A 21604-nucleotide genomic window follows, 5' to 3' on the forward strand; every position below is an offset into this window, starting at 1 on the left:
AAAGGCGGTATTTTTAAAACAATTGCACTTCCTACATAATACAGTTTTTAAAGCAACAAACGGTTCTTGCAATGGCAGTGGCTGCCATGCTGGTTACTTGCATCTTTGTCCCTTTGGATGCACAATATTTGAATTATTTTAACTGGACCACCCTGGCAACATTATATTGTACCCTGATAAAATAACTATTACCATCAAATTCTTCAAATATACTATTTTTTAATGGTCTTCATATTAGATTTGTCAGGTAGCAATGGACAATAGTGAATCATTCCTGTAATATCTTCATCAATTTATACAAAAAATACACCTTTTTTTAAATAAGTATATCTAATTATCCTCCAATTTTTGGATAATAAAAACTAAACACATCCTGTTTTGTTTATATAATAGATAATTTATGACTTAGATAATATATGTTAGTGTCTGTCAAGTTAATACTACTTATATAATCTTCAGTAATCTATAAAATATTTTTTCTTTGAAAGGTCCTTTATATTCTCTTAGCCGATTCAATCAACATGAAGTTTTTCATAAAAATATTAAATACATCAATTTATATTGCATATTTAAACTAATTTTAGTTTTATAGCCTATAATATTAGGTTTGTTTAGCATTAGGTTTATTTAACGTGATAATAATTTTTCTAAAAACATATTAAGCTTTTCATTATGATAACATTATGATAAACAGAAGATAATTATAAGCATTTTGTTTTACAGTACTGTCTTACAGCACTTTCATATGAATCATTTAATTTACTCCCTGGTAATCATACCCTACTCCTCATGTACTTCTTTAACCCCTTTTATTTCCTGAAGGTCACTAATTATCGACTCTTTTTTTACATCACCAGGTATTTTAATTAAAAACTTAACTACAACCTGCTCATCATGTTCACTGTTTATAAATTCAATATTCTTTATTGCTACATTGTGCTTCCCTAAAACAAATCCTATAGTCCCTATTTGTCCCGGCATGTTTTTAGTCGTTATGTGAATGATGCTTAGGCGCTTTCTCTTTGTAAACCAGGACTCCATTCTCTTTAGTAAAATTAATGTAATATAAATAATTGCTGTGGCAATTATTGCCCCCTCATAAAAACCAATCCCTGCAGCAATTCCCACGCATGAAACCGCCCACAAGCTTGCTGCAGTGGTAAGCCCTCTTACACTTATACCATCACGGATTATTGTTCCTGCACCTAAAAAACCTATTCCGCTTATAACCTGTGCACCTAAACGTGCCGGGTCAACATTAACAAAAGAATTGTACTCTTTGAATATAAATTGGGATGTACACATTACAAGAGCCGATCCCACACACACCAATATGTGTGTCCTGAATCCTGCGGGACGGTTTACGCTTTCTCTCTCATAGCCTATAATTCCTCCTAAAAAACCTGCTAACAATACTCTTATTAATACAGTAAAAGAAAAGCTGTTGAATACTGCAAATATTACTTCCTTCATTTTTACAAAACCGCCTCCTCGTTATGCCTTTCGCTATAATTATAGCACATTTATAAAATCAAATACAAAAAGGACGGAATTCTTTTTATAAAGATATCCGCCCTTTAATATAATATTCAGGAGGAAGATATATCCGCTTTTTAGCTTTTTTAGCTACTGGTCTTATTAAAAATCCTGCTAACCATTCCACCAACTTTTTCCTTTGAGTCTTTTAAAACTTCCACAAATTTAAATTTAAACTCAATGGATATTTCCTTGGCATCTGATTTTTCTGAAGCAAAAATATAATACCGGTCTTTATCATTTTCTACAATCTCTTCTAAGTCTTCCTTAAAGCTCTCTGAGACAACACCGTGAGTTGCGTCTACAAAGCACAGAGGCGGGAATAACACACACCACCAGTTTTCTCCAGTACCCTCTCCTATAGAAACTCTCAGTGCCTGGTAAACCCCGGCAGGAAGACTAATGTCACTGTATACCTTGGTTGGAAATGGATAATATCCCAGTGATACATTTACATTGTAATTTTTTCCTTGCCTTTTAATTTCATCTTCTGCAATGCTTTTTATATATTTTAAATTATTATTAATTATTTCCCTTGATTTATTTATATCCCTGACACCCTTTAATTCATCCTTCATGTATTTTATTATTTCATCTTTTACAAGATTTTTTAGTTCCTGGTCTTCCGGTGAATCACTGTTTGCCACAACATGGAGCCTGATTAAATTGTCTGCCAATTCACTTTTTGCACTTTTAGAATCAGATTTTAAAATTATTCCGGCTGCTATAAAGCTTAATAATAAAATTATAGATAGAATTTTAAATTTTTTAACCATAATAATTCCCCCTCAGGTTTATATTTTTTTATAAAAATTTTCACTTAAAATTTGTTTAATATCATTTCACGCAACTTAAATTTACAGTACAAACTTTAATTACTTAGTATAATTGTTTACAAGTTTAAAAGATTTTATACTATACATAAGATTTTTTTCATATGAATCTATATTCAGGACTTTTATCAATTTTTTTTGACACAAAAAAAATAGTCTGAGGTACTAAATGACCCGACTATTTTTTTCTGACTATATTGTGTTTAATGCATTTTAATATATGCAGTATCAATTCAGCAATTAGCCAAGCGCTGCCTTTATAAAATCTTTAAAAAGAGGATGCGGCCTGTTTGGTCTTGACTTAAACTCCGGATGAAACTGTACCCCTATAAACCAGGGATGATCCTTTATCTCAATAATTTCAACCAGTTTTTCACTAGGAGACAGTCCCGTTAACATCATTCCATTAGATACCAATACTTCCCTGTATTCATTGTTTAGCTCATATCTATGCCTGTGTCTTTCATAAATAAGTTCTTCTTTATATACTTCAAAAACCTTTGAATCCTTGGCAATCTTACAAGGGTAAAGACCTAAGCGCATTGTTCCAGTTTTTTCATCTATGTCCTTTTGTTCCGGCATAAGATCAATAACCGGATAAGGGGTCTGGGGATCAAACTCAATACTATTTGCCTCCTTTAAACCCACCACATTCCTGGCAAATTCAATGACAGCCATTTGCATTCCAAGGCATATCCCTAAATAAGGCTTTTTGTTTTCCCTGGCATATTTTGCAGCAAATATTTTCCCTTCTATCCCTCTGTCACCAAATCCTCCCGGTACCAATATTGCATCTGTATCTTTTAAAATTTCTTCCACATTGTTTTCAAAAACCTGTTCAGAATCAACCCACTTTATATTAACCTCTGCATCATTTGCAATTCCCCCGTGCTTTAATGCCTCAACAACACTAAGGTATGCGTCAGACAGCTCCACATATTTTCCTACCAGCGCAACGGTTACATTTTTACTTAAATTCTTTTGTTTATATACCATTTGACGCCATTCTTCCAAATCAGGCTCTTGGCATTTTAAATTCAGCCGCTTACATACAATTGATGCCAGTCCTTCTTTTTCAAGCATCAGAGGAACTTCATAGAGGGTCTCTGCATCTAAATTTTGTACTACTCCCTCACTTGGTATATTGCAAAAAAGACTAATTTTGTCTTTCATATCCTGAGTCAACTCTTTTTCTGTCCTGCAAACAATTACATCAGGCTGAATGCCTATGCTTCTAAGTTCCTTAACACTATGCTGTGTCGGCTTTGTCTTTAATTCTCCCGGCTTTTTAAGGTATGGTACAAGGGTGACATGTATGTACATGGCATTCTCCCTGCCAACCTCTGTTGCCACCTGCCTTATGGCTTCAAGAAAAGGCAAGCTTTCAATATCCCCCACCGTTCCACCTATCTCAGTTATAACCACATCTGTCTTATTGGATTTTCCTACACGGTACATTCTCTCTTTTATTTCATTTGTTATATGGGGGATTACCTGTACAGTTCTCCCTAGGTATTCACCTTTTCTTTCTTTATTTATAACAGACCAGTATATTCTCCCGGTAGCAACATTACTGTTTTTGCTGAGATTTTCATCAATAAACCTCTCATAATGCCCTATATCCAAGTCAGTTTCTGCACCGTCATCTGTTACAAAAACCTCTCCATGCTGATAAGGGCTCATATTTCCAGGGTCAACATTAATATACGGGTCAAACTTTTGAATAGTAACTTTAAGACCTCTTGCTTTTAAAAGACGTCCCAGCGACGCAGCAGTTATGCCTTTACCAAGACCTGAAACCACTCCACCTGTTACAAAAATATACTTAACTGACATTATTTTATCCTCCAATAAAACAAAACTTCAGCCGACACATAATCGGCTGATGGACTCAAATATATTTATTATCAATTATTATAATTTTAAATGGCATGTCTATATTTTATATTTCACATCATTATGTGTCAATACCTCAATATATTAAAACCGTCCTTTATACCGGTAAGCTTTTTAGATAAAATTTCATAGAAAAAGCTGCTAATTTAGCAGCCCAAAGTCCTTTTTAAATTCTTTTTTTAGTTTGCAAACTTTTCTCTCCACAAATCTTACTATATTTTCTCCCCTAAACCTTTTCTATACCTTTCTAATTTTTACAACCCGGATTTTTTGCCTAGCTAAGTTAAAGTACTTTTCCTTAAAAAAACCTTTCTCCCACTAACATTCATAAAAACGTTAAACAAATAACAATATTAAAATCAAAATATCAGGAACCTTGGACTGCTAACTTAACAGCTTCTCCTTTCTAAATTTATTAAATTAATTACATTTATTAAATTAATTACATCTAATGAATATACATCAAATAACGAACATACATTAAAAACAAAGACATTAAACTCATTTTAAAACTTAAAGATACAAAATTTATACCACTTGAAAAGCACAGGATAACTTTTTATTAAAAATAATTGCAACTTTTAATATATCTGAAACTTCTTATTAATAATTATACATTTAATGAAAAACACTGTCAATACAATATAAAAATATGATAGTGTCAATTTGTTGTAGGATAATTAAACTTAAAGGTATCCCCATCTTTTTGATACAACGGGCTATATCACATACCCGCTGCGTTGTATGCCCTTTAAAATTGTTGATATTGGAGTTTTTTTACCCATGTTAAAAGCGGGTATGTTGTTTAATTTCTCATGTGTAGTTTTACTAAATACTTCTTTGCCCTTTTTTATGGTTTCTTTTTTTATCTTGTATTGTAAATTTACTTTTGTAAAATGATTTGGAGTTATCTTCCCACCGTTTTGGCAATAGATTCTTATATCTGCTATGGTTTTTAGACCTTTCTTGCTCCAGCCCATAGGTCGAGAACTAAAACGGCTGGATAATATATGGCTAATATGACCCTCTGTGCAGCTGCCACTTACTCCTTCTTCTTTGTATATAGTGATGGCTTCCCAGTTGTTTTTTATGTAGGTTCTAAATTCATGTATTCTCTCTCGCTTTTTAGGGCTTTGAACACCATGCTTAAGCTCTGTTACTAGTTTACAAAATTCAATCCAATTGCCTTCGTAAATACTTCTGTATATTGATTTTCTGTATTGCTCTTGACCTGCTGTAGCTTTGAGGATGGCTTTGTTTAGGTGATATTTGTCTAGGACCATTTTGGATTTGGGTAACCATTCTTGGCCGGTTTTTATCCAAAGGGCACCATCTCCGTGAATATAGATGCGCTTTAAATAGTCTATGTCATATCTGTCATAAATGTAGTTGGCAACTTTTAACCATGTTTCTTCAGGATTTTGACCGTATCCATGTATGTGGTAGGGATTTATACATTTTCCCCGTTTTCCTATTCTTTTTGTGCCTTCGTATATGGTAATCAGTGGAACTATGGCGTTTTTGCCATTCTGCAGAGCAACATGGTCTTCATCGGCATCTATGTGTATAACCTGCATTTTGCGCTTTGGCCCTTCAGCTTCCATCTTTAGTTTTTCTTCCTTTAGTTTTCTCGTTTTGTTCATTACTGTTTGCCGACTTATCAGGCCACCGGTTGTATATTGACTGCTTTTAGCGTAGGAGTTATCGCCGGAGTATTCTACCATGTCAGCTGCTACCGCTGTTGATATTCTATCATAGGGGTCTATTCCTAAGACTGTATCGACTAGGTATATATATGTATCATTTTTCTTATCGTAAAAGTAGGTCCTGTGGTATGTGAGCACTCCGAACTTTGTAAAGATTTCTCGTTTATCACTATTTCGCTCTACTACAATGCCGTTTTTTCTTCGCCATTTCTTATCGGCTTTTATCTCCTTATCAAGGTTTTCCACGTAGATTTTCATCATATTTAGTATGAAGTCAAAGGTGATGGTCTCTAGTCCAGTTTCCAGTTCTTCTAGTTTCTTAGCATTAGGTTCGCTCATGAAATTCATGATTTTATGGATGAAATTTTTGCAGTTTTGTATTACAATAGTATTCACAAGAGATCCTCCTTTTCAAAGGTTTTTGATGGTGATTCTATTGTATCAAAAAGTGAGGATCTCTTGTTTTTTTATCCTTAAAATGTCCTACAATTATTTTACACTATGTAAAAATATTCTCTGATTAAATTTTAAAAGGCCCATACGGAGAATTAATGCTTACCCCATATAGGCCTTTTTAAACTAACTTTATGCATTTTACTTCCCTACAAAATGCTGTACAATTATCTTTCCATATGTTGGACTGTCAACTATCCCTATTCCTGTATACCCGAATTTTTCATTTAATATGTTTTTTCTATGCCCCTCAGATTTCATCCATGCTTTAACTGCTCCTTCTATTGTACGGTTGCCGGCTATATTTTCACCTGCAGAACTAAAATCAATATGGTATTTCCTCATCATATCAAATGGAGAGCCATATGTGGGGGACTGATGAGAAAAATAATTTTTTTCAACCATTTCCTTGGCTTTAAGCCTTGTTACTTCCATTAATTTCATGTCTATTTTCAGCGGTTCAACTCCTGCCTCTTCCCTCTCTTTGTTAATTAAGTTTAATAAAAGCTGTTCTTCTTCAGTTATGCCTTTTAGTTCAGAGGCAGTCTCCATCTCATTTTGTTCAGGATTTAAAACTTCAACTTCATCACCGTCTGATACAGTCTCTTTGTCTTCCGGAGTCTTGGTCTCTTCAGGTGTTGAATCTTCAGGTGCTTCAACCCTGCGTATATAATTTGCCGACACCGCCCCTACATATCCTGTTTCAGGGTCGTACACGGTAAACCAGTCAGAAAGCCTTCCAAAAATCTGTACTTTCCTTCCATTTTCAAGTACTGTTACAACTGGATATTCCGTAGACGCCCCCTGACGTAAATTTAAATTTGATGCTGTTACAATTCCTTCTTCAAAATCAATTCTTTCAAATTGCGATACGGCAGTGGCTTCCTGAGCATTGTTTCTCATAAAACCCAACACCCCTGTCAATACTACCATCACCGCAACTAACAAGACAATTTTCCTACTCATAACAATCCCTCCAACTCTTAAAATTAGGTTTACAAATTAAATTATTTTATAATAGTTACAGTTGATAATAGTATTGACAAAATTGCATGAATTATTTACATTTCCACGGCATAAAAAAATATTTTTACACAACCTTAGTCTGGTAAACTTCAGACTTAGCTTTTTCTACAGCTTCTTCCGCTTTTAATTCTATAACTTCAGAATCTTTTCTCAATTTATATTCTACAATTCCTTCACTTGCTTTTTTGCCCACTGTAATTCTAATTGGTATACCAATAAGGTCAGCGTCTTTGAATTTTACTCCTGCCCTTTCATCCCTGTCATCAATCATTACCTCAACACCTGATTCTAAAAGGTCTGAATATATCTTTTCTGCAAGTGCCGCCTGTGAATCATCCTTTGTGTTTACCGGTATAATTATGACATGATAAGGAGCTACAGACATAGGCCAGACTATACCGTTTTCATCGTTGTTTTGTTCAATTATTGCTGCCATTGTCCTGTTTATTCCTATTCCGTAACATCCCATAACCATAGGGTTTTCTTTTCCGTTTTCATCTAAATAAACACAGTGTAAAGCATCTGAATATTTAGTTCCAAGCTTAAATATGTGACCTACCTCAATACCCAGTTCAACTTTTACAGGCGCACCGCATTTAGGGCATTTGTCTCCTTCACATATAGTCCTGATATCCTTTACCATAGAAGCTTTAAAATCCCTTTCTATATTTACATTTTTATAGTGGAAACCAGATTCATTAGCCCCTACAATAAAGTTTTTCATATTTGCAACTTCATTATCAATTATGATTTCTATATCAAGCCCGATAGGTCCGGCAAATCCCACATCTGCCCCTGTAACCTTTTGAACTGTCTCTGGATCCGCCATTTCAAGCTCTATACAGTTTAGAAGATTTTGAAGTTTTGTTTCATTAAGCTCCCTATCCCCTCTTACCATAGCAGCTACTATTTTGTCATCAGCTTTATATATAAGGGTTTTTGCAAATTCCTTCGGACTGCATTTAAAAAATTCTGTAAGTTCTTCGATAGTTTTTACATCAGGTGTTGCAACTTTTGTAAGCTCCAGTTCTTCACTGCAGCAGTCTTGTCCGCTTTCACTACAGCAGCTTGTATCACAGCAGCTGTCACTTATACACTCCGCCTTTTCATCATTGGCAGCATATCCGCAAGCCTCACAATAAGCGATACCTGACTCACCAACAGAGGATTTTACCATAAATTCCTGTGAACCGGAACCTCCCATAGCACCTGTGTCTGCATCAACGACAATATAGTTTAAGCCACAGCGGTCAAATATCCTGCAATATGCCTCATACATCTTTTGATATGATATATCAAGTCCTGCTTCATCCCTGTCAAAACTATATGCGTCCTTCATTACAAATTCACGGGATCTCATTACCCCAAACCTTGGTCTTCTTTCATCCCTGTACTTTGTTTGGATTTGATAAAGAGTAAGGGGAAGGGCTCTATAGGATCTTATTTCATTTTTAACTGTCTCGGTGAAAACTTCTTCATGGGTAGGTCCAAGACAAAATTCCCTGTCATTTCTGTCTTTTAATCTAAACATTTCAGCACCAAATACTTCCCATCTTCCTGATGCCTGGTACACTTCTGCCGGCAAAAGTGCAGACATAATAAGTTCCTGGGCGCCTGCCCTGTCCATTTCTTCCCTTACAATTTGCTCTATTTTTCTAAATGTCCTGTATCCTAAGGGTAAAAAGGAATAAACCCCCGATGCTATTTTTCTCATCAATCCAGCCCTTAACATAAGCTTATGACTGTCTATCTCAGCTTCTGCAGGAACTTCTCTTAACGTTGGAATAAACATATTAGATACTCTCATCTTTATACCTCCTAAAAATTATCATAATTAACACAGCCAACTCAACCATAACTATATTATATATTTGTTTTGTTTTTTAAGTAAAGCCTGAAATAAAAAACTCTCATAAAATAAAAAAACTCTCAAAAATTATACTAGACAAATTAAAAACAAAGTAGTATAATTATTTTGTTGATTGGTGAATGTGCCATTAGCTCAGCTGGTAGAGCACCTGACTCTTAATCAGGGAGTCCAGGGTTCGAGTCCCTGATGGCGCACCAAAAATGACAAAACCTGGTAATCCATGCAACTTACCAGGTTTTGTTTTTTTGTTTCTATTTTTATAAATTATTAAAACTCTTCACCTTCTATTATTTCAAAAAATACATCTTCATCTATCGTATCTGAAAAAACATCTTCCTCTTCCATTATGTAGTCACTATCTTCAGCATCTTTTCTATCCTTGTCTTTTTCATCTTTTTCTCTTTTGTCCCCGTCTTTATCATCTCTTTCCCGGTCTTTTTCTTTATCTTTATCTTCCCGGTCCTTTTCCTCCTCAGATTCTTCCTGGGTTTTTATAGTTTCTATAGAAGGGGTATCCATTGATATAATTGAAGTGGTTCTTGGAAAGGCATTGTTAAACCTGAAATTGCCTTTAAACTCTTTAACCTTTTCCCCTTCAATTAAAAACTGTACCTTATCTATTTCTTTCAGCTCAGTTAGGGAATTTACAATGGAATAAATAGTCATCTTTTCTTTTGCCTTGTCTTCCGGATGCTTATCCCTAAACTCACTGTTAAAATCCACAATTGCAACATCACCATCTATTTCTATCTTTGAATTAAGCTTGGTTTCAGGTGGTATAGCAGACCTTAACTCCTTAACTTTAGGCCCCTTTATCAGTTCATTGACTATAATCTCTGCTAAGTGATTTACACTCTTTTTTGCTTCACTAATAGTTATGTACCTAATCTCTAGCTTTAACTTTGTATAATCCTCATTGGCAAAATAAAGATTTATCGGAACTTTATCCGATATTTGCCTTGCTTCTTCTTCACTTAATGAAATGCTGCTGGCAGGGGATAAATCTTCATCCTCCGGATTGCCCCGTTTGGGGGAACACCCTGCCATACCTGCTATAAATGTTATTATCATAATACATAGAAATATAATACACAACTGTTTTTTCATCAACCGGCCACCTCACTATATATTCTTTATAAATTATTTTTATGCCGGTTGTACCTTAGGTATTCTTCTTTTTCCTCCTACCGTCAATAAGCAGTATCTGTATCAGCTAAACCATCTTCTAAAATAGCAACTGTAGAACTTGTACCAAGCCTTGAGCATCCTGCATCTATAAATTTTGCAGCCTGCTCTAATGTTTTAATGCCTCCGGAGGCCTTTATTTTTACCTTTGAACTAACAGCATCTTTCATAAGGGCTATATCACTTAATTCAGCCCCCTTGCCGTTAAAACCTGTAGAAGTCTTAACAAAATCAGCCCCGGCTTCCTCAGCAATTTTACATGCCTGTACCTTTTGCTCATCATTTAAAAGGGCAGTTTCTATAATTACCTTTACTATAACATTTCTCTTGTGGGCACATTTTACAACTTCGCTTATATCCTTTTTTACATATTCATAGTCTCCTGAAATTAATTTACCTATATTAATAACCATGTCAAGTTCCTTAGCACCATTTTCTATTGCCTCTATAGATTCGGCAACTTTACACTTAGTGGTTGTAGTGCCGTGAGGAAACCCTATAACTGTACTTACCAGTATTTTTGAACCTTTTAAAATATCAGCGGCTAATTTTACATGACATGGTTTAACGCAAACACTGGCTATATTATACTTTTTAACAGAATTTATTTCCCTTTCAAGATGGAAATCGGTAACCTCAGGTTTTAGTACAGCATGATCAATGGCTGAAGCCACAATATTTTTTATATTCAATTTTCTTTTCCTCCCAACATGGTTTTAAAATAACACTGAAATTATATTTATGATGTCTTTATCTACTACAGAATAACAAATCTCAAGACCATTTCTTTTACCTTCAATTATACCTGCTGCCTTGAGTTTTGCAAGATGTTGGGACACTGTTGATTGAGGTAGATTTAAACATTCTTGTATTTTTGTAACATTGCATTTTTTATTTATTAATCCTTTTACAATGCACAATCTGTGTGGATGAGCTAAAGCTTTTATTTTTTCAGCCTTCTGCTCATATATTTTTGCATCTTCCATGCAGTCCTCCTCCTATTATTTATATATCTTAATTTTATAATATTGTTTTCATAATTTTGTACTATAAAAATAAATTTTATAATGACATCTATAAAGTACTTAAAATCTACAATGTACTTAAAATGGCGTTCATAATGTAATGGCAACTATAGCGGCATTTACAAATTAAATACTTTGTAAATTTAAATACCGTCTTTTTTCATTGCATTTACTATCCTGCAGTGATTTATAAGGTCTTCTTCTGATTCTGCTTCATGTACATAGTTTAAACCATATGGCCAGAAATGCTGACCGTCGCCTTTTAAAACCGCATTGCTGTCTCCTGTAATGGCTCTAAGTTCTTCTGTTGCGTGTTTCCCTACATAGACACCATTTACTATTAAATTCCGCCATGCACCGGAAGTTCCCACTCCCACTGTATGTGCAATTTCATGCATTGCAGTAACATGATTCATATAGCTTTTATTTCCAAACCGTATTGTGCCGTTTATATTTCCGTCAGCCGTTGGAACTGACGGTTCATATAAAACGGTAATGTGTTTTGTTATTGTAGTATAGGTATTATAATAATATACTGCTGTTTCCATAGCCTGTTCTATTCTTCTGTATGCATCCAACTGGTCTTGTGTTGGGTTTTGTGCCTTCACAATTGTATATGTAACATTTCCTGTTTGCTTTGGTGTAGGTGTTGGCATAGGTGTTGGCTTTTGAGATGCCGGAAACTCTGATATAACATCCAATACATATCTTATCAGAAGGGCAGAGTCATTTGAATCAATTAAACCGTCACCACTTACATCTGCTGCTTCTATTCCATACCGATATGAAAAAGAATCCTCAATGCCCATTATATATCTTTGCACCAAAGCATAATCAGCAGAATTAACCATGCCGTTTCCGTCAACATCGCCATACATAAACTGTTCTGAATATACAAAGCATGCAAAGCATGTAGTAATAAGTAAGAAAACAATAGCAAGCATAATTAATGATTTCTTTTTCATAGCACCCATTTCCCTTCCTATTATATTTTTTCTTTCCATTACCACCTTTTTGAAATTTTACGCTTTTATGTACTTTATGCTTTTATATACTTTTTTGTTTGTTTATATTTATTTACAGCAATATTTTTTGGCATATTTTTTACACGATATTTTGCTTACATAATATTTTAACATACTTTTTCATATGCTTTTTTACACCATCACTTTTGTATTTTCCTTCTATTATTAGATATTCGGATAAAAACTAAATTTCATGACGCTATTATGGTGCTATTCAATGTAAGTCCAGTATAAATCCATGTCCTGAATGGGGGTTTTCCCCCTTGCCAAGCCCTTATATTTTGGGTTTATGGCATAGTCAAGACATAAATAGTAAACCGGTACCACCGGCATATCCTCTATAAGTATTTGTTCAGCCTCAATGAGTAAATCCATTCTTTTCTTTTCATCCTCCTGGCTGGCTGCTTCATCTAAAATTCTATCAAATTTCTCATTACTATTGCCTTCCGGTCTAGGGAGCAGGCCAGAGCCTTTCTTATATTCCTGTTTTTCAGTATATCATCTTCATTATTTATGGATATATACAGGGTATGTCCTGAATAGTAACTTCCCAAAAAAGCCTTGCCGTTTTTTAGCTCTTCCTTTTGTATCTCATTTGTTATGTCTACAACATCTATTTCCCCAGCTTTAAATGCGGCAAAAGCTGTCCAGTTATCAGTTATTATTTTGAAATTAACTTTCTCCAAACGGATGTTTTCAAAATTCCAATAAGAATAGTTTTTTTCCAGTACAATCTCCTGATAATGATCCCATGAAGATATTTTAAAAGGCCCGTTTCCCATAATGGTTTTGGCTTCTTGACCATATGTGGTTATATTTGATGAGTTGATATGCTGTTTTTCGTAAAATTCAGTGTATAAAGGCATAAAAACGCTATTGGATATAAGTTCTAAGAAATACGGGGTTGGATTTTTTAATTTAACTGACAATGTTTTTTCATTAACTGCCAAAATAGCTACATCTTCTTTTGTTCCCTTCCCTTGTGCATATTCCAATGCACCTTCTATACAAAACAAAAGATGCCTCATAGGGGAAACTTCATGGTATTCCAGGAGCGGCTCAATTGCCCTGAGCCAGCCGTCCCTGAAATGATGTGCAGTAACGTCTGCTCCGTTCCACCACTTTGCATCTTCTCTAATGTAAAAGGTATATGTCAACTTGTCAGCACTTACTTCCCATGACTCTGCTGCCCCGGGAACAGGATTGCCCTTTTCATCTAGTCTTACCAGCCCTTCAAATATGGCATTAACCACCCTGACAGAAGGAGTATCACATGCCAATTGAGGGTCGGTGGTTTGAGGCTCGCCGTTTAAGCATATAACTATTTCATTGGAAATAGCATCTACACTTCTGCATCCGGTTGGTAAAACGCTAAAGGAAATTAAAAGAATAGACAACAACAAATGGTACATACTTTGCTTCATAGAAAGCTGCCTCCTTAATCTAATTAATGACATTAAGTCCTTAATTAGCAACTCAGGATGCTTACTCACTGATTCTTGAATTTTATGTCGTCCATATTTCCGCCTAATTTATGAACTGCTGCTTTAATCTCACAAAATACATCGTAGTCTATTGAATCCATATTTTTTTCAACGTAACCTCTTAAAAAAGGTATTGCCCTTCCATCTCCTAAATCCCCGATGCAAATGGCACCTATAATTTTATCGTCCATTTTTATAAATGTCTCTTTAATGCATGCATATACGTCATCATAATCAGTTTTTTTGCGCATGTTTGCACCTATTTGAACCAATGAGTACAAAAGGTACTCTTCAATATCTTTAATCTTTTCTGCACTTCTTAGTTTGTTTAATATCCCGTCTACACCAGCATCTCCAATATTTATTATGGCTTCGTTTATTTCCTCAATTATAGCTTCATTTTCAGAATTTACATCATATAAAAGATCTAGTAGCATATCAGCAGATCTTTGTGCCTTCAACCTTCCAAGAAACCTTATGGCCATTAACGGCACAAGCATTTCTTCATCATCTTCTATTGAAGAGGCTAAAGAAGCCAGTTTTATCAATTGGTCTACAAAGTCCTCACCATAGCATTTTAATCTCTGTATGAGGACTTCAGGCACATCCACATCGCATATCTTAGATGCCTTTTTAAATAGTTCAATTAAATCATCTAAATTATCTATGCCATCAAAATATTTTTTAGGAGTAATTCCTCCTAAAATATCCAGCTCTGTGTTTTGCCATTCCTTTAGCTCTTCGTCTAAAAAAGCCGTTATATCCTTTTCCTTTATTTTTAAAATTTTTTCAGGAGCAGTGTTGTTAAAAAGTCTGTCAAAACCTTTTTCTATTGCCCTGTTATAGCTTTCAAACAATAATTTTTCCCTGTCCAAATTCTATCCCCTTCTTCTATCTTTTACATATACACTTCCCTGCATTGCCTTTGCCTTTTTCTTTAATTCTGCAGCTATTTCAGCTATCTGTAAATGACTTATAAGTTCCCTCTCTTCGTTGGTGACAACTGATAAAGATATAGATACCAGCGGGAACTTCATAATTTGACCTTGTCTGTTGCTAGTTACAATGTAACCTCTGTCAACATCCTCTTTACAATATAATTCTTTAATTTTTATATCAAAAGTCTTTATGATGTTTTCACAAATTGCATCCACTTTGTCAGGTGTGGTTATTATAACAAAATCGTCCCCACCAATGTGACCAATAAAGTCCCTGCTGTTGCCAAATGTGTTAGTGGCATCTATCAATACATCTGCCGTTAACTTTATAGCCCTGTCACCACTTGCAAATCCATATACATCATTGTATGATTTAAAATTATCCAGGTCTCCATAAATAACTGCAAACACTTCTTTTTTGGCAATTCTCTGATTGATTTCCACCTGGATTTCGATATTTCCTCTAAGTCCCGTCAAGGGATTTGCCAACCTGTTTCTGTCTATGCGTTTTAATGTATTTCTGACCCTGCTTACCAATTCCCTGCTATTGAAGGGTTTTATTATGTAATCATCCGCTCCGAGCTCCAGCCCTTCAAGTTTATGGTCTTCATTCTCCTGGGCTGTAAGCATTATAATGGGCATGAGATTGTTACTTTCATCTTCCCTTAAGATTCTGCAAACTTCAAAGCCGTCCATGCCGGGCATAACCACATCTAATAAAACAAGATCCGGCTTTTCCTCCCTTACCTTTTGAAGACCCTCTTCACCACTAGAAGCAGTTACCACCTCATAGCCTGCTTCTTTCAATACATCAGAAATCAATTTTTTCATAAACTCAGTATCTTCAATTATTAATATCTTTTTTTTAAACATTACAAAAAACTCCTATCGAAGTTTATTTTATATATTTCATTTCTTTAATCCTTACTTTATAAATTACAAAATAATGCCTTTTAACTACAATATTAAATACAAATGTTTTGAAAATTATTTATAATCATACTAACATAAATATCGGAAAAAGAATATGAAAAAATAACCTTACATTGCCCATTATATATCAAAAAGATATATTTGAAAAGTAAAAAATAGAAAAGGTAAATAGACTGCATAAGAAATAAAGCTTGAGCCTAAGGATGCAAGAAAGACTTTTTAATGTATAAATTATACTCTACAGACAAAAAAAGCTGTACACTTTTTAGTGCAACAGCCTTTTTTCCTTTGGAGGCGCCACCCAGATTCGAACTGGGGAATAGAGGTTTTGCAGACCTCGGCCTTACCACTTGGCTATGGCGCCATATATTAAACACAGGATACCAGCTTTATAAAATACTGATATCCTTAGAATTTTTGTGGAGCGGGTTACGAGATTCGAACTCGCGACTTTCACCTTGGCAAGGTGACACTCTACCACTGAGTTAAACCCGCATACTTTGTCATTTAGAACAAACTTTCTTATGTGTTCAAAAAAAGTTGGTGCCCAGAGGCGGAATCGAACCACCGACACGAGGATTTTCAGTCCACTGCTCTACCGACTGAGCTATCTGGGCACATTGGCGACCTGGAAGGGACTCGAACCCTCGACCTCCAGCGTGACAGGCTGGCATTCTAACCAGCTGAACTACCAGGCCGCATATGGTGGGCGCTACAGGGCTCGAACCTATGACCCCCTGCTTGTAAGGCAGGTGCTCTCCCAGCTGAGCTAAGCGCCCCCGTGCTTGTAAGTTATTTAAGCGACAATAGATAGTATACAAAAATTATTTAATAAAGTCAACACCCTAAACCCTATCTTTTTAAATTTATGTTCTTCTTTCTCTTATATTCTTTACAATTCTCACTATTTCATTATTTTAAATAATTTCGGATATTAACTTTCCTCTCCAATTATTTCCCTTAAATCTGACTCCTGAAACTGATATTTCATATCACAAAAATGGCACTGTGCCTCTATTTCACTTTGTTCCTTTAATATATTCTTTATTTCTTCTTTTCCAAGACTGATTATATTTCTATACATACGCTCCCTTGAACAGTTGCATTTATAATTGCAAGGTGCTTTTTCCCCGATTTTTAAGTTCCTTTCAGAAAATATCATATCAAGTATATCTTCCGGGGTTTTACCATCTTTCAATAAGCCTGTAACTGAAGACAGGTTTTTGATTTTTTCTTCAAGAAAGTTGATGGTCTCCTCACCAGCATCAGGCATTAACTGGATAATAAATCCTCCTGCTGTTTCTATAATTTTATCTGCACTGGTCAGAACACCTAAAGCTACAATTGTAGGAATTTGTTCTGAATAGGCATAATAGTATGCTATATCTTCAGCAATTTCTCCTGATATCAGGTCCACATAACCTACATAAGGCTCTTTTAGCCCCAAATCCTTAATCACATTTAAATAGCCTTTGCCAATGGCTCCTGCTACGTCAAATTTTCCTTCACTGTTTAAAGGAAGGTATACCAATGGATTATGCACATATCCCCTTACATTTGCCTCAGAATCAGAAACCACAACAATCCCGCCTAAAGGTCCGTCACCTTTAATTTGTATTGTCTGTGTGTTTTTAGGCGACTTTAAAAATACCGACATTAAAACCCCGGCAGTAAGAGTTCGCCCTAACGCAACAGATGCCAGGGGGGAAAGTCCATGAATTTTCTGGGCATGCTTTACCAAATTGGTAGTCACTGCTGCAACTGTCCTTACTTTTCCTTCTTCTGCAGTCGCCCTTACAAGATAATCTTTCATATATTTATCCCACCTTATAAACAATCAACCTTATAAAGCTATCAATCTGTTAATCTTAAAATCTATTATTTTTATAATTCATCATTCTTATAATCTTCCCAAAAAACAATTATATAATAAAATTACCCGTTTGTATAGGAAATTTGTCTAGAAAAAAGGCAATTGAAAAACCCCGGTATTTTTATACCGGGGTGGTTTAGGCTATCTCTTTTTATTAAATTCAAAGTCACACTAGCACTTACTTACATTTGAAGCCTGAGGGCCTTTAGCACCTTCCACAACTTCAAATTGAACTTCAGCACCTTCTTCTAATGTTTTGTAGCCTTCCATGTTTATTGCTGAAAAATGTACAAATACGTCTTTGCCTTCTTCTCTCTCAATAAAGCCAAATCCTTTTTCAGCATTAAACCATTTTACTCTACCTCTTTCCATCCTGCACTCCTCCTGAACTTTAATACTTTAACTTAGCTGGCATTTTCATGCACTTACTAAATCTACATCATTGTATCATATTTTTGCATTGCTTGTCAATCTGATTTTTTGCTTACACTCATGTCTATTACTGTAAAATGTATGTTTAAGTGGATTTATTAATTAAAATATGTATCTTTTATAGAAATATGTGCTGTTTTTAAAGTTTTTCTCTTTCACATACGAAAAAAACTCTCTGGGCATTTGAAGGTGCTTTAGCAAACTTTAGGTCATCATAAATATTTAAAAGCCTTAAGCCGCTTTCATTTACCATCTTTTTTAAATCATTTATCTCATAGCATCTTTCTAAGTGAATTTCATCCATTCTTTTATACATACCATTCTCTTTTGTAAATATAGTAAGGTCAAATTCGCATATATTTCTTTTGCTGTCAAAGGAATTCTGCCATATATAAGTTATTTCATCTGATACATCATAAAAAACATTATTTTTAAATATGTTTTTAAACTTATAAGGCGTATTTATATCAAAAATAAACAGTCCACCGGGATTTAAGTAATTATGTACATTTTTAAATAATTTTTTTACATCCTTTTTATATAATATATAATTCAAACTGTCCATAAGCAGTACAATAGCATCTACAGTGCCGTAGAGTTCAAAGTTTACCATGTCTTGATTTAAATAAAGAATGTTTTCATAATGAGAAGATTTTTCTTTTGCACAATTTAACATATCAACAGATATGTCTATTCCTATCATATCATAGCCTCTTTTAGCCATTTCAATGGTAAAGCTTCCTGTGCCGCATGCTAAATCCAAAACCAGGGAAGGGTTTTGTTTGTATTTTTTAAAAATACTTTCAATAAAATCCGCCCATTTTTTGTAGTCCACATCATACATCAGTTTATCATATACATAAGCAAAATCAGAATAAGGAATATTCCCCGCCATTTATGCCTCCTTAAAATTATCCCTGCAGGCCTTTATCTGCCCTGCAAATATGCCGTTAAAAATATGATTATAGTATAGCACAAACTTTAAATAAACCTCAAGAAAATAATACGTTAATGTTAATTAATAGGGCTCCTACAGGTGTAAAAATTTGTTTAGCTTTTCTCCCAAATCATACACCTCTTCTTGGGTGCAATAACATTCAAGCTATTATAAAAAAGCCTCATTCATTTTCATCAATACCAAATAATTCAGGTATATTTTGGCTATATATTGGTTGATTATCACGGTTTTGGGTTTCCACTCTCCTCTGTTTAAATTGCTATTCATTGGTACAAGGTTGTCAATATCACCGGAGCCTTTAAAGATAGTTGCTATTAAGTAGCCTCCATCATCATCAGATAGTCTGTCTTCACGTCCCACAACCCTTTGAGCATACTCGTTTCTCTCGGCAATTCCCTTTTGTAGCGTTCCTTCACAACTTATAATACGCCCTAATTCGTCAGTTCTATATGTATAACCTTCCGGTGAAGTATAATGTACATTGGGCTTTAATGCTTTCCTTCTTCCATCCATGGCAAAATGGTCGCCATATTCTACTACAGTTTCATTATCCACTTTTTCCTTTTTCTTTTCAACTCTTTTGGTAAAACTCAATACACCTTCTTTTAAAGTACTTTCTTTTATGAAAACTGAACATCTTGTATACATTTTTTTAAAACAGTGCCATCTTATAGGATTCAAAATATAATCTGTAAAAATAAGTATTGCATAGCATCTTTAAAGTTTTTAAATAAAAAAACTCTACTTTTTCTTAAAAAGCAGAGTCTTTAAAATAAATACCTACAGTGCCTTTTGCTTTTTTTGTGCCTGCAACATTTTTTTTCTCTTTGTAATAAGCCCGCCAATCCTTCCCGTTTCTTTTGCAGTAAGGCTCTTCCAGCCTTCTTTTTTTATCTTTTCAAATAATCCTAATTCTGCTGCCACCTCATATTTTAATTTTTCGTCTATGTTTTCCAATGTATACCACCTCCATAAAGTATTATTTACAATTTAGACTAAATATATGTATGTTGGTATACTTTTTTACAAATCCTCTTTAAATAAAAATACTTTTCCATCAGTTATAAAAACAATGGAAAAGTATTTTTAGCAAAATGGAGAATTAATATGAATATATCTGGTTTTTTATTACCTTTATAGCCTCTTTTAGCTGTTCGTCATCTTCTTTTGGCAGCTGGGAAACAGGAAGAAGTCTGTTTTCCTCATCCAGTTCAACTTCTATATCCGGTTCAATGCCTTTTTTGTGAATATTTATTCCTGCAGGTGTAAAATAGGTGGCAGTGGTTAACTTCAAGCCGGAACCGTCATCAAGTTCCACTACATTTTGAACCAGCCCCTTACCAAATGTTTTTTGACCTATAAGGGTTCCTTTTTTGTGGTCTTTAACAGCACCTGCTAAAATTTCTGAGGCACTTGCACTGTATTCATTAATTAAAATCGCAAGGGGTATATCAATCTCCGTTTTGTCTGAGGTTTTTTCCATTCTGTTTCCGGCCCTGTCTTCCATGTAAACGATAAGTCCTTCTGGCACCAGACGGTCTGCAATGGCTACAACCTCATTTAAATCCCCTCCGGGGTTATCCCTGACATCTATTATAAGTCCTTTCATTCCCCTGTCTAAAAGCTGGTTCAAATGAGTTCCGAAATAATGGGCACATTCACTGTCAAACATGGATATTCTGATATACCCTATATTGCCCTCTAGCATTTCACTTGTCACATTCACTATTTTTATTGTCTGCCTCACTATTTCAAAATCAATATATCTTTCTTCAGAAGGTCTGTAAACAGTGATATCAACTTTTGTATTTTCCTCACCCTTTATCATACTCACAATCATGTCAGCATCTCTTATATTAGTAACATCTTCGCCATCAACTTTTATTATTTTATCCCCCATTTTCATGCCTGCTTTCATGGCCGGTGAGTCTTCAAAGGGCTCAACCACAGTTAAAATACCATCTTCAGGCATGTTAACGGTAACCCCGATTCCAACATAACTTCCCCTGGATCTCTCCATAAAAAGCTCCATCTGTTCTTTTGGAAAATAAACAGTATAGGGATCCTCCAAAGCATTTGCCATTCCTGCTATAGAACCTTCCAGCAAAACATTTTCGTCAACTTCTTTATAAAAATATTTCCTCAGAAGGTTATATACTTCTTTGTATTTCTTTACATTTACAAAATCCACTTTATTTTTATCAAAAACAATGCCGTATGACGGGTCAAAACTTTGTCTTCCATTACTGCCAATATTTTCTGCATCATCGGCAGGAACAACAATAATGTACGGGTTGTTTTTGTACCATATTAAAAACCCGCATGTTGTAACTGTAACCGAAGTAATAACAGCAATTATTATAGAAAGAATCTTACTTCCAGAACCATTATTCAATATTCCACACTCCCCCTGCTGCTTTCGCCATATTTT

19 protein-coding genes, 6 tRNA genes and 1 pseudogene are annotated in these 21604 nt (G+C 34.7%); 1 reads left to right on the top strand and 25 read right to left on the bottom strand.

All coding sequences use genetic code 11. The features are described 5' to 3' along the window. Positions 1-780: 780 nt before the first annotated feature. From HVS_RS14210 to HVS_RS14235, 6 genes are all read right to left on the bottom strand, one after another. Positions 781-1473 carry an MgtC/SapB family protein gene (locus HVS_RS14210; RefSeq protein WP_101303389.1) on the bottom strand — a complete coding sequence of 231 codons (693 nt, stop codon included), beginning with the start codon at positions 1471-1473 and terminating at the stop codon, positions 781-783. Between the two features lie 149 nt (positions 1474-1622). Further along, positions 1623-2312 carry a stage II sporulation protein R gene (spoIIR, locus tag HVS_RS14215; RefSeq protein WP_101303390.1) on the bottom strand — a complete coding sequence of 230 codons (690 nt, stop codon included), beginning with the start codon at positions 2310-2312 and terminating at the stop codon, positions 1623-1625. A 297-nt stretch (positions 2313-2609) separates the two neighbouring features. Continuing rightward, complete coding sequence (locus tag HVS_RS14220; RefSeq protein WP_101303391.1) at positions 2610-4205, bottom strand: CTP synthase; 1596 nt, start codon at positions 4203-4205, stop codon at positions 2610-2612. A 779-nt stretch (positions 4206-4984) separates the two neighbouring features. After that, positions 4985-6367 carry an ISLre2 family transposase gene (locus HVS_RS14225; protein ID WP_101298771.1) on the bottom strand — a complete coding sequence of 461 codons (1383 nt, stop codon included), beginning with the start codon at positions 6365-6367 and terminating at the stop codon, positions 4985-4987. Positions 6368-6565: 198 nt separating this feature from the next. Beyond that, positions 6566-7390, bottom strand: a complete 825-nt coding sequence (locus HVS_RS14230; protein ID WP_101303393.1) for a CAP domain-containing protein — start codon at positions 7388-7390, stop codon at positions 6566-6568. 124 nt (positions 7391-7514) lie between these two features. Further along, positions 7515-9257 (bottom strand): proline--tRNA ligase, encoded by a 1743-nt coding sequence (locus tag HVS_RS14235; RefSeq protein WP_101303395.1) that lies wholly within the window; start codon positions 9255-9257, stop codon positions 7515-7517. Positions 9258-9441: 184 nt separating this feature from the next. Here HVS_RS14235 and HVS_RS14240 point away from each other — a divergent pair. Then, a tRNA-Lys gene (locus tag HVS_RS14240) sits at positions 9442-9517 on the top strand. A 70-nt stretch (positions 9518-9587) separates the two neighbouring features. On the opposite strand, the gene HVS_RS14245 is transcribed toward HVS_RS14240, so the two are convergent. The 19 genes and pseudogenes from HVS_RS14245 to HVS_RS14330 form a co-directional block, all read right to left on the bottom strand. After that, positions 9588-10427, bottom strand: coding sequence for a GerMN domain-containing protein (locus HVS_RS14245; RefSeq protein ID WP_101303397.1), 840 nt, complete (start codon positions 10425-10427; stop codon positions 9588-9590). 83 nt (positions 10428-10510) lie between these two features. Beyond that, on the bottom strand, positions 10511-11197 hold the full coding sequence (gene deoC / locus HVS_RS14250; protein ID WP_202861482.1) for a deoxyribose-phosphate aldolase: 687 nt from the start codon (positions 11195-11197) through the stop codon (positions 10511-10513). 24 nt (positions 11198-11221) lie between these two features. After that, a complete protein-coding gene (locus tag HVS_RS14255; protein WP_101303399.1) occupies positions 11222-11491 on the bottom strand; it encodes an ArsR/SmtB family transcription factor in 270 nt (89 codons plus the stop codon). Positions 11492-11673: 182 nt separating this feature from the next. Then, positions 11674-12534, bottom strand: coding sequence for a dockerin type I repeat-containing protein (locus HVS_RS14260; RefSeq protein ID WP_101303401.1), 861 nt, complete (start codon positions 12532-12534; stop codon positions 11674-11676). 231 nt (positions 12535-12765) lie between these two features. Then, positions 12766-12930: a hypothetical protein gene (locus HVS_RS16620; RefSeq protein WP_159063466.1), complete on the bottom strand. Its 165-nt coding sequence runs from the start codon at positions 12928-12930 to the stop codon at positions 12766-12768. A gap of 35 nt (positions 12931-12965) precedes the next feature. Continuing rightward, the gene (locus HVS_RS14265) at positions 12966-13979 is read right to left on the bottom strand and encodes a peptide ABC transporter substrate-binding protein (protein WP_159063467.1); all 1014 of its coding nucleotides are present in this window, start codon (positions 13977-13979) and stop codon (positions 12966-12968) included. 65 nt (positions 13980-14044) lie between these two features. Beyond that, the gene (locus HVS_RS14270) at positions 14045-14914 is read right to left on the bottom strand and encodes a hypothetical protein (protein WP_101303405.1); all 870 of its coding nucleotides are present in this window, start codon (positions 14912-14914) and stop codon (positions 14045-14047) included. A 3-nt stretch (positions 14915-14917) separates the two neighbouring features. After that, entirely contained in the window at positions 14918-15850 is a 933-nt protein-coding gene (locus HVS_RS14275; RefSeq protein ID WP_101303407.1) for a GGDEF domain-containing response regulator, read from the bottom strand. Between the two features lie 349 nt (positions 15851-16199). Further along, positions 16200-16274: transfer RNA gene (locus tag HVS_RS14280), tRNA-Cys, on the bottom strand. A gap of 56 nt (positions 16275-16330) precedes the next feature. Further along, a tRNA-Gly gene (locus HVS_RS14285) sits at positions 16331-16405 on the bottom strand. Positions 16406-16451: 46 nt separating this feature from the next. Further along, positions 16452-16527, bottom strand: a tRNA-Phe gene (locus HVS_RS14290). Between the two features lie 4 nt (positions 16528-16531). Then, positions 16532-16608, bottom strand: a tRNA-Asp gene (locus tag HVS_RS14295). A gap of 5 nt (positions 16609-16613) precedes the next feature. Further along, a tRNA-Val gene (locus tag HVS_RS14300) sits at positions 16614-16689 on the bottom strand. A gap of 155 nt (positions 16690-16844) precedes the next feature. Next, positions 16845-17723: an Hsp33 family molecular chaperone HslO gene (gene hslO, locus HVS_RS14305; RefSeq protein WP_101303409.1), complete on the bottom strand. Its 879-nt coding sequence runs from the start codon at positions 17721-17723 to the stop codon at positions 16845-16847. Positions 17724-17954: 231 nt separating this feature from the next. Continuing rightward, positions 17955-18155: a cold-shock protein gene (locus tag HVS_RS14310; protein ID WP_101303411.1), complete on the bottom strand. Its 201-nt coding sequence runs from the start codon at positions 18153-18155 to the stop codon at positions 17955-17957. A gap of 199 nt (positions 18156-18354) precedes the next feature. Beyond that, entirely contained in the window at positions 18355-19059 is a 705-nt protein-coding gene (locus tag HVS_RS14315) for a class I SAM-dependent DNA methyltransferase (protein WP_101304319.1), read from the bottom strand. 348 nt (positions 19060-19407) lie between these two features. After that, positions 19408-19710: pseudogene (locus tag HVS_RS17860) on the bottom strand (DNA/RNA non-specific endonuclease); the annotation flags it as partial. A gap of 243 nt (positions 19711-19953) precedes the next feature. Then, positions 19954-20130 (bottom strand): alpha/beta-type small acid-soluble spore protein, encoded by a 177-nt coding sequence (locus HVS_RS14325; protein ID WP_101303415.1) that lies wholly within the window; start codon positions 20128-20130, stop codon positions 19954-19956. A 145-nt stretch (positions 20131-20275) separates the two neighbouring features. Beyond that, positions 20276-21568, bottom strand: coding sequence for a S41 family peptidase (locus HVS_RS14330; RefSeq protein WP_235827420.1), 1293 nt, complete (start codon positions 21566-21568; stop codon positions 20276-20278). Positions 21569-21604: the final 36 nt, after the last annotated feature.

The organism is Acetivibrio saccincola, assembly GCF_002844395.1.
In the GTDB taxonomy this organism is placed as follows: domain Bacteria; phylum Bacillota; class Clostridia; order Acetivibrionales; family Acetivibrionaceae; genus Herbivorax; species Herbivorax saccincola.

Coding starts and splice junctions, on each gene's coding strand:
- HVS_RS14210 (WP_101303389.1), bottom strand. CDS start 1,473: ATGAAGGAAGTAATATTTGCAGTATTCAACAGCTTTTCTTTTACTGTA.
- hslO (WP_101303409.1), bottom strand. CDS start 17,723: ATGAAAGATTATCTTGTAAGGGCGACTGCAGAAGAAGGAAAAGTAAGG.
- HVS_RS16620 (WP_159063466.1), bottom strand. CDS start 12,930: ATGGATTTACTCATTGAGGCTGAACAAATACTTATAGAGGATATGCCG.
- HVS_RS14245 (WP_101303397.1), bottom strand. CDS start 10,427: ATGAAAAAACAGTTGTGTATTATATTTCTATGTATTATGATAATAACA.
- HVS_RS14315 (WP_101304319.1), bottom strand. CDS start 19,059: ATGTATGATGTGGACTACAAAAAATGGGCGGATTTTATTGAAAGTATT.
- HVS_RS14310 (WP_101303411.1), bottom strand. CDS start 18,155: ATGGAAAGAGGTAGAGTAAAATGGTTTAATGCTGAAAAAGGATTTGGC.
- HVS_RS14230 (WP_101303393.1), bottom strand. CDS start 7,390: ATGAGTAGGAAAATTGTCTTGTTAGTTGCGGTGATGGTAGTATTGACA.
- HVS_RS14265 (WP_159063467.1), bottom strand. CDS start 13,979: ATGAAGCAAAGTATGTACCATTTGTTGTTGTCTATTCTTTTAATTTCC.
- HVS_RS14235 (WP_101303395.1), bottom strand. CDS start 9,257: ATGAGAGTATCTAATATGTTTATTCCAACGTTAAGAGAAGTTCCTGCA.
- HVS_RS14260 (WP_101303401.1), bottom strand. CDS start 12,534: ATGGAAAGAAAAAATATAATAGGAAGGGAAATGGGTGCTATGAAAAAG.
- HVS_RS14220 (WP_101303391.1), bottom strand. CDS start 4,205: ATGTCAGTTAAGTATATTTTTGTAACAGGTGGAGTGGTTTCAGGTCTT.
- HVS_RS14255 (WP_101303399.1), bottom strand. CDS start 11,491: ATGGAAGATGCAAAAATATATGAGCAGAAGGCTGAAAAAATAAAAGCT.
- spoIIR (WP_101303390.1), bottom strand. CDS start 2,312: ATGGTTAAAAAATTTAAAATTCTATCTATAATTTTATTATTAAGCTTT.
- HVS_RS14275 (WP_101303407.1), bottom strand. CDS start 15,850: ATGTTTAAAAAAAAGATATTAATAATTGAAGATACTGAGTTTATGAAA.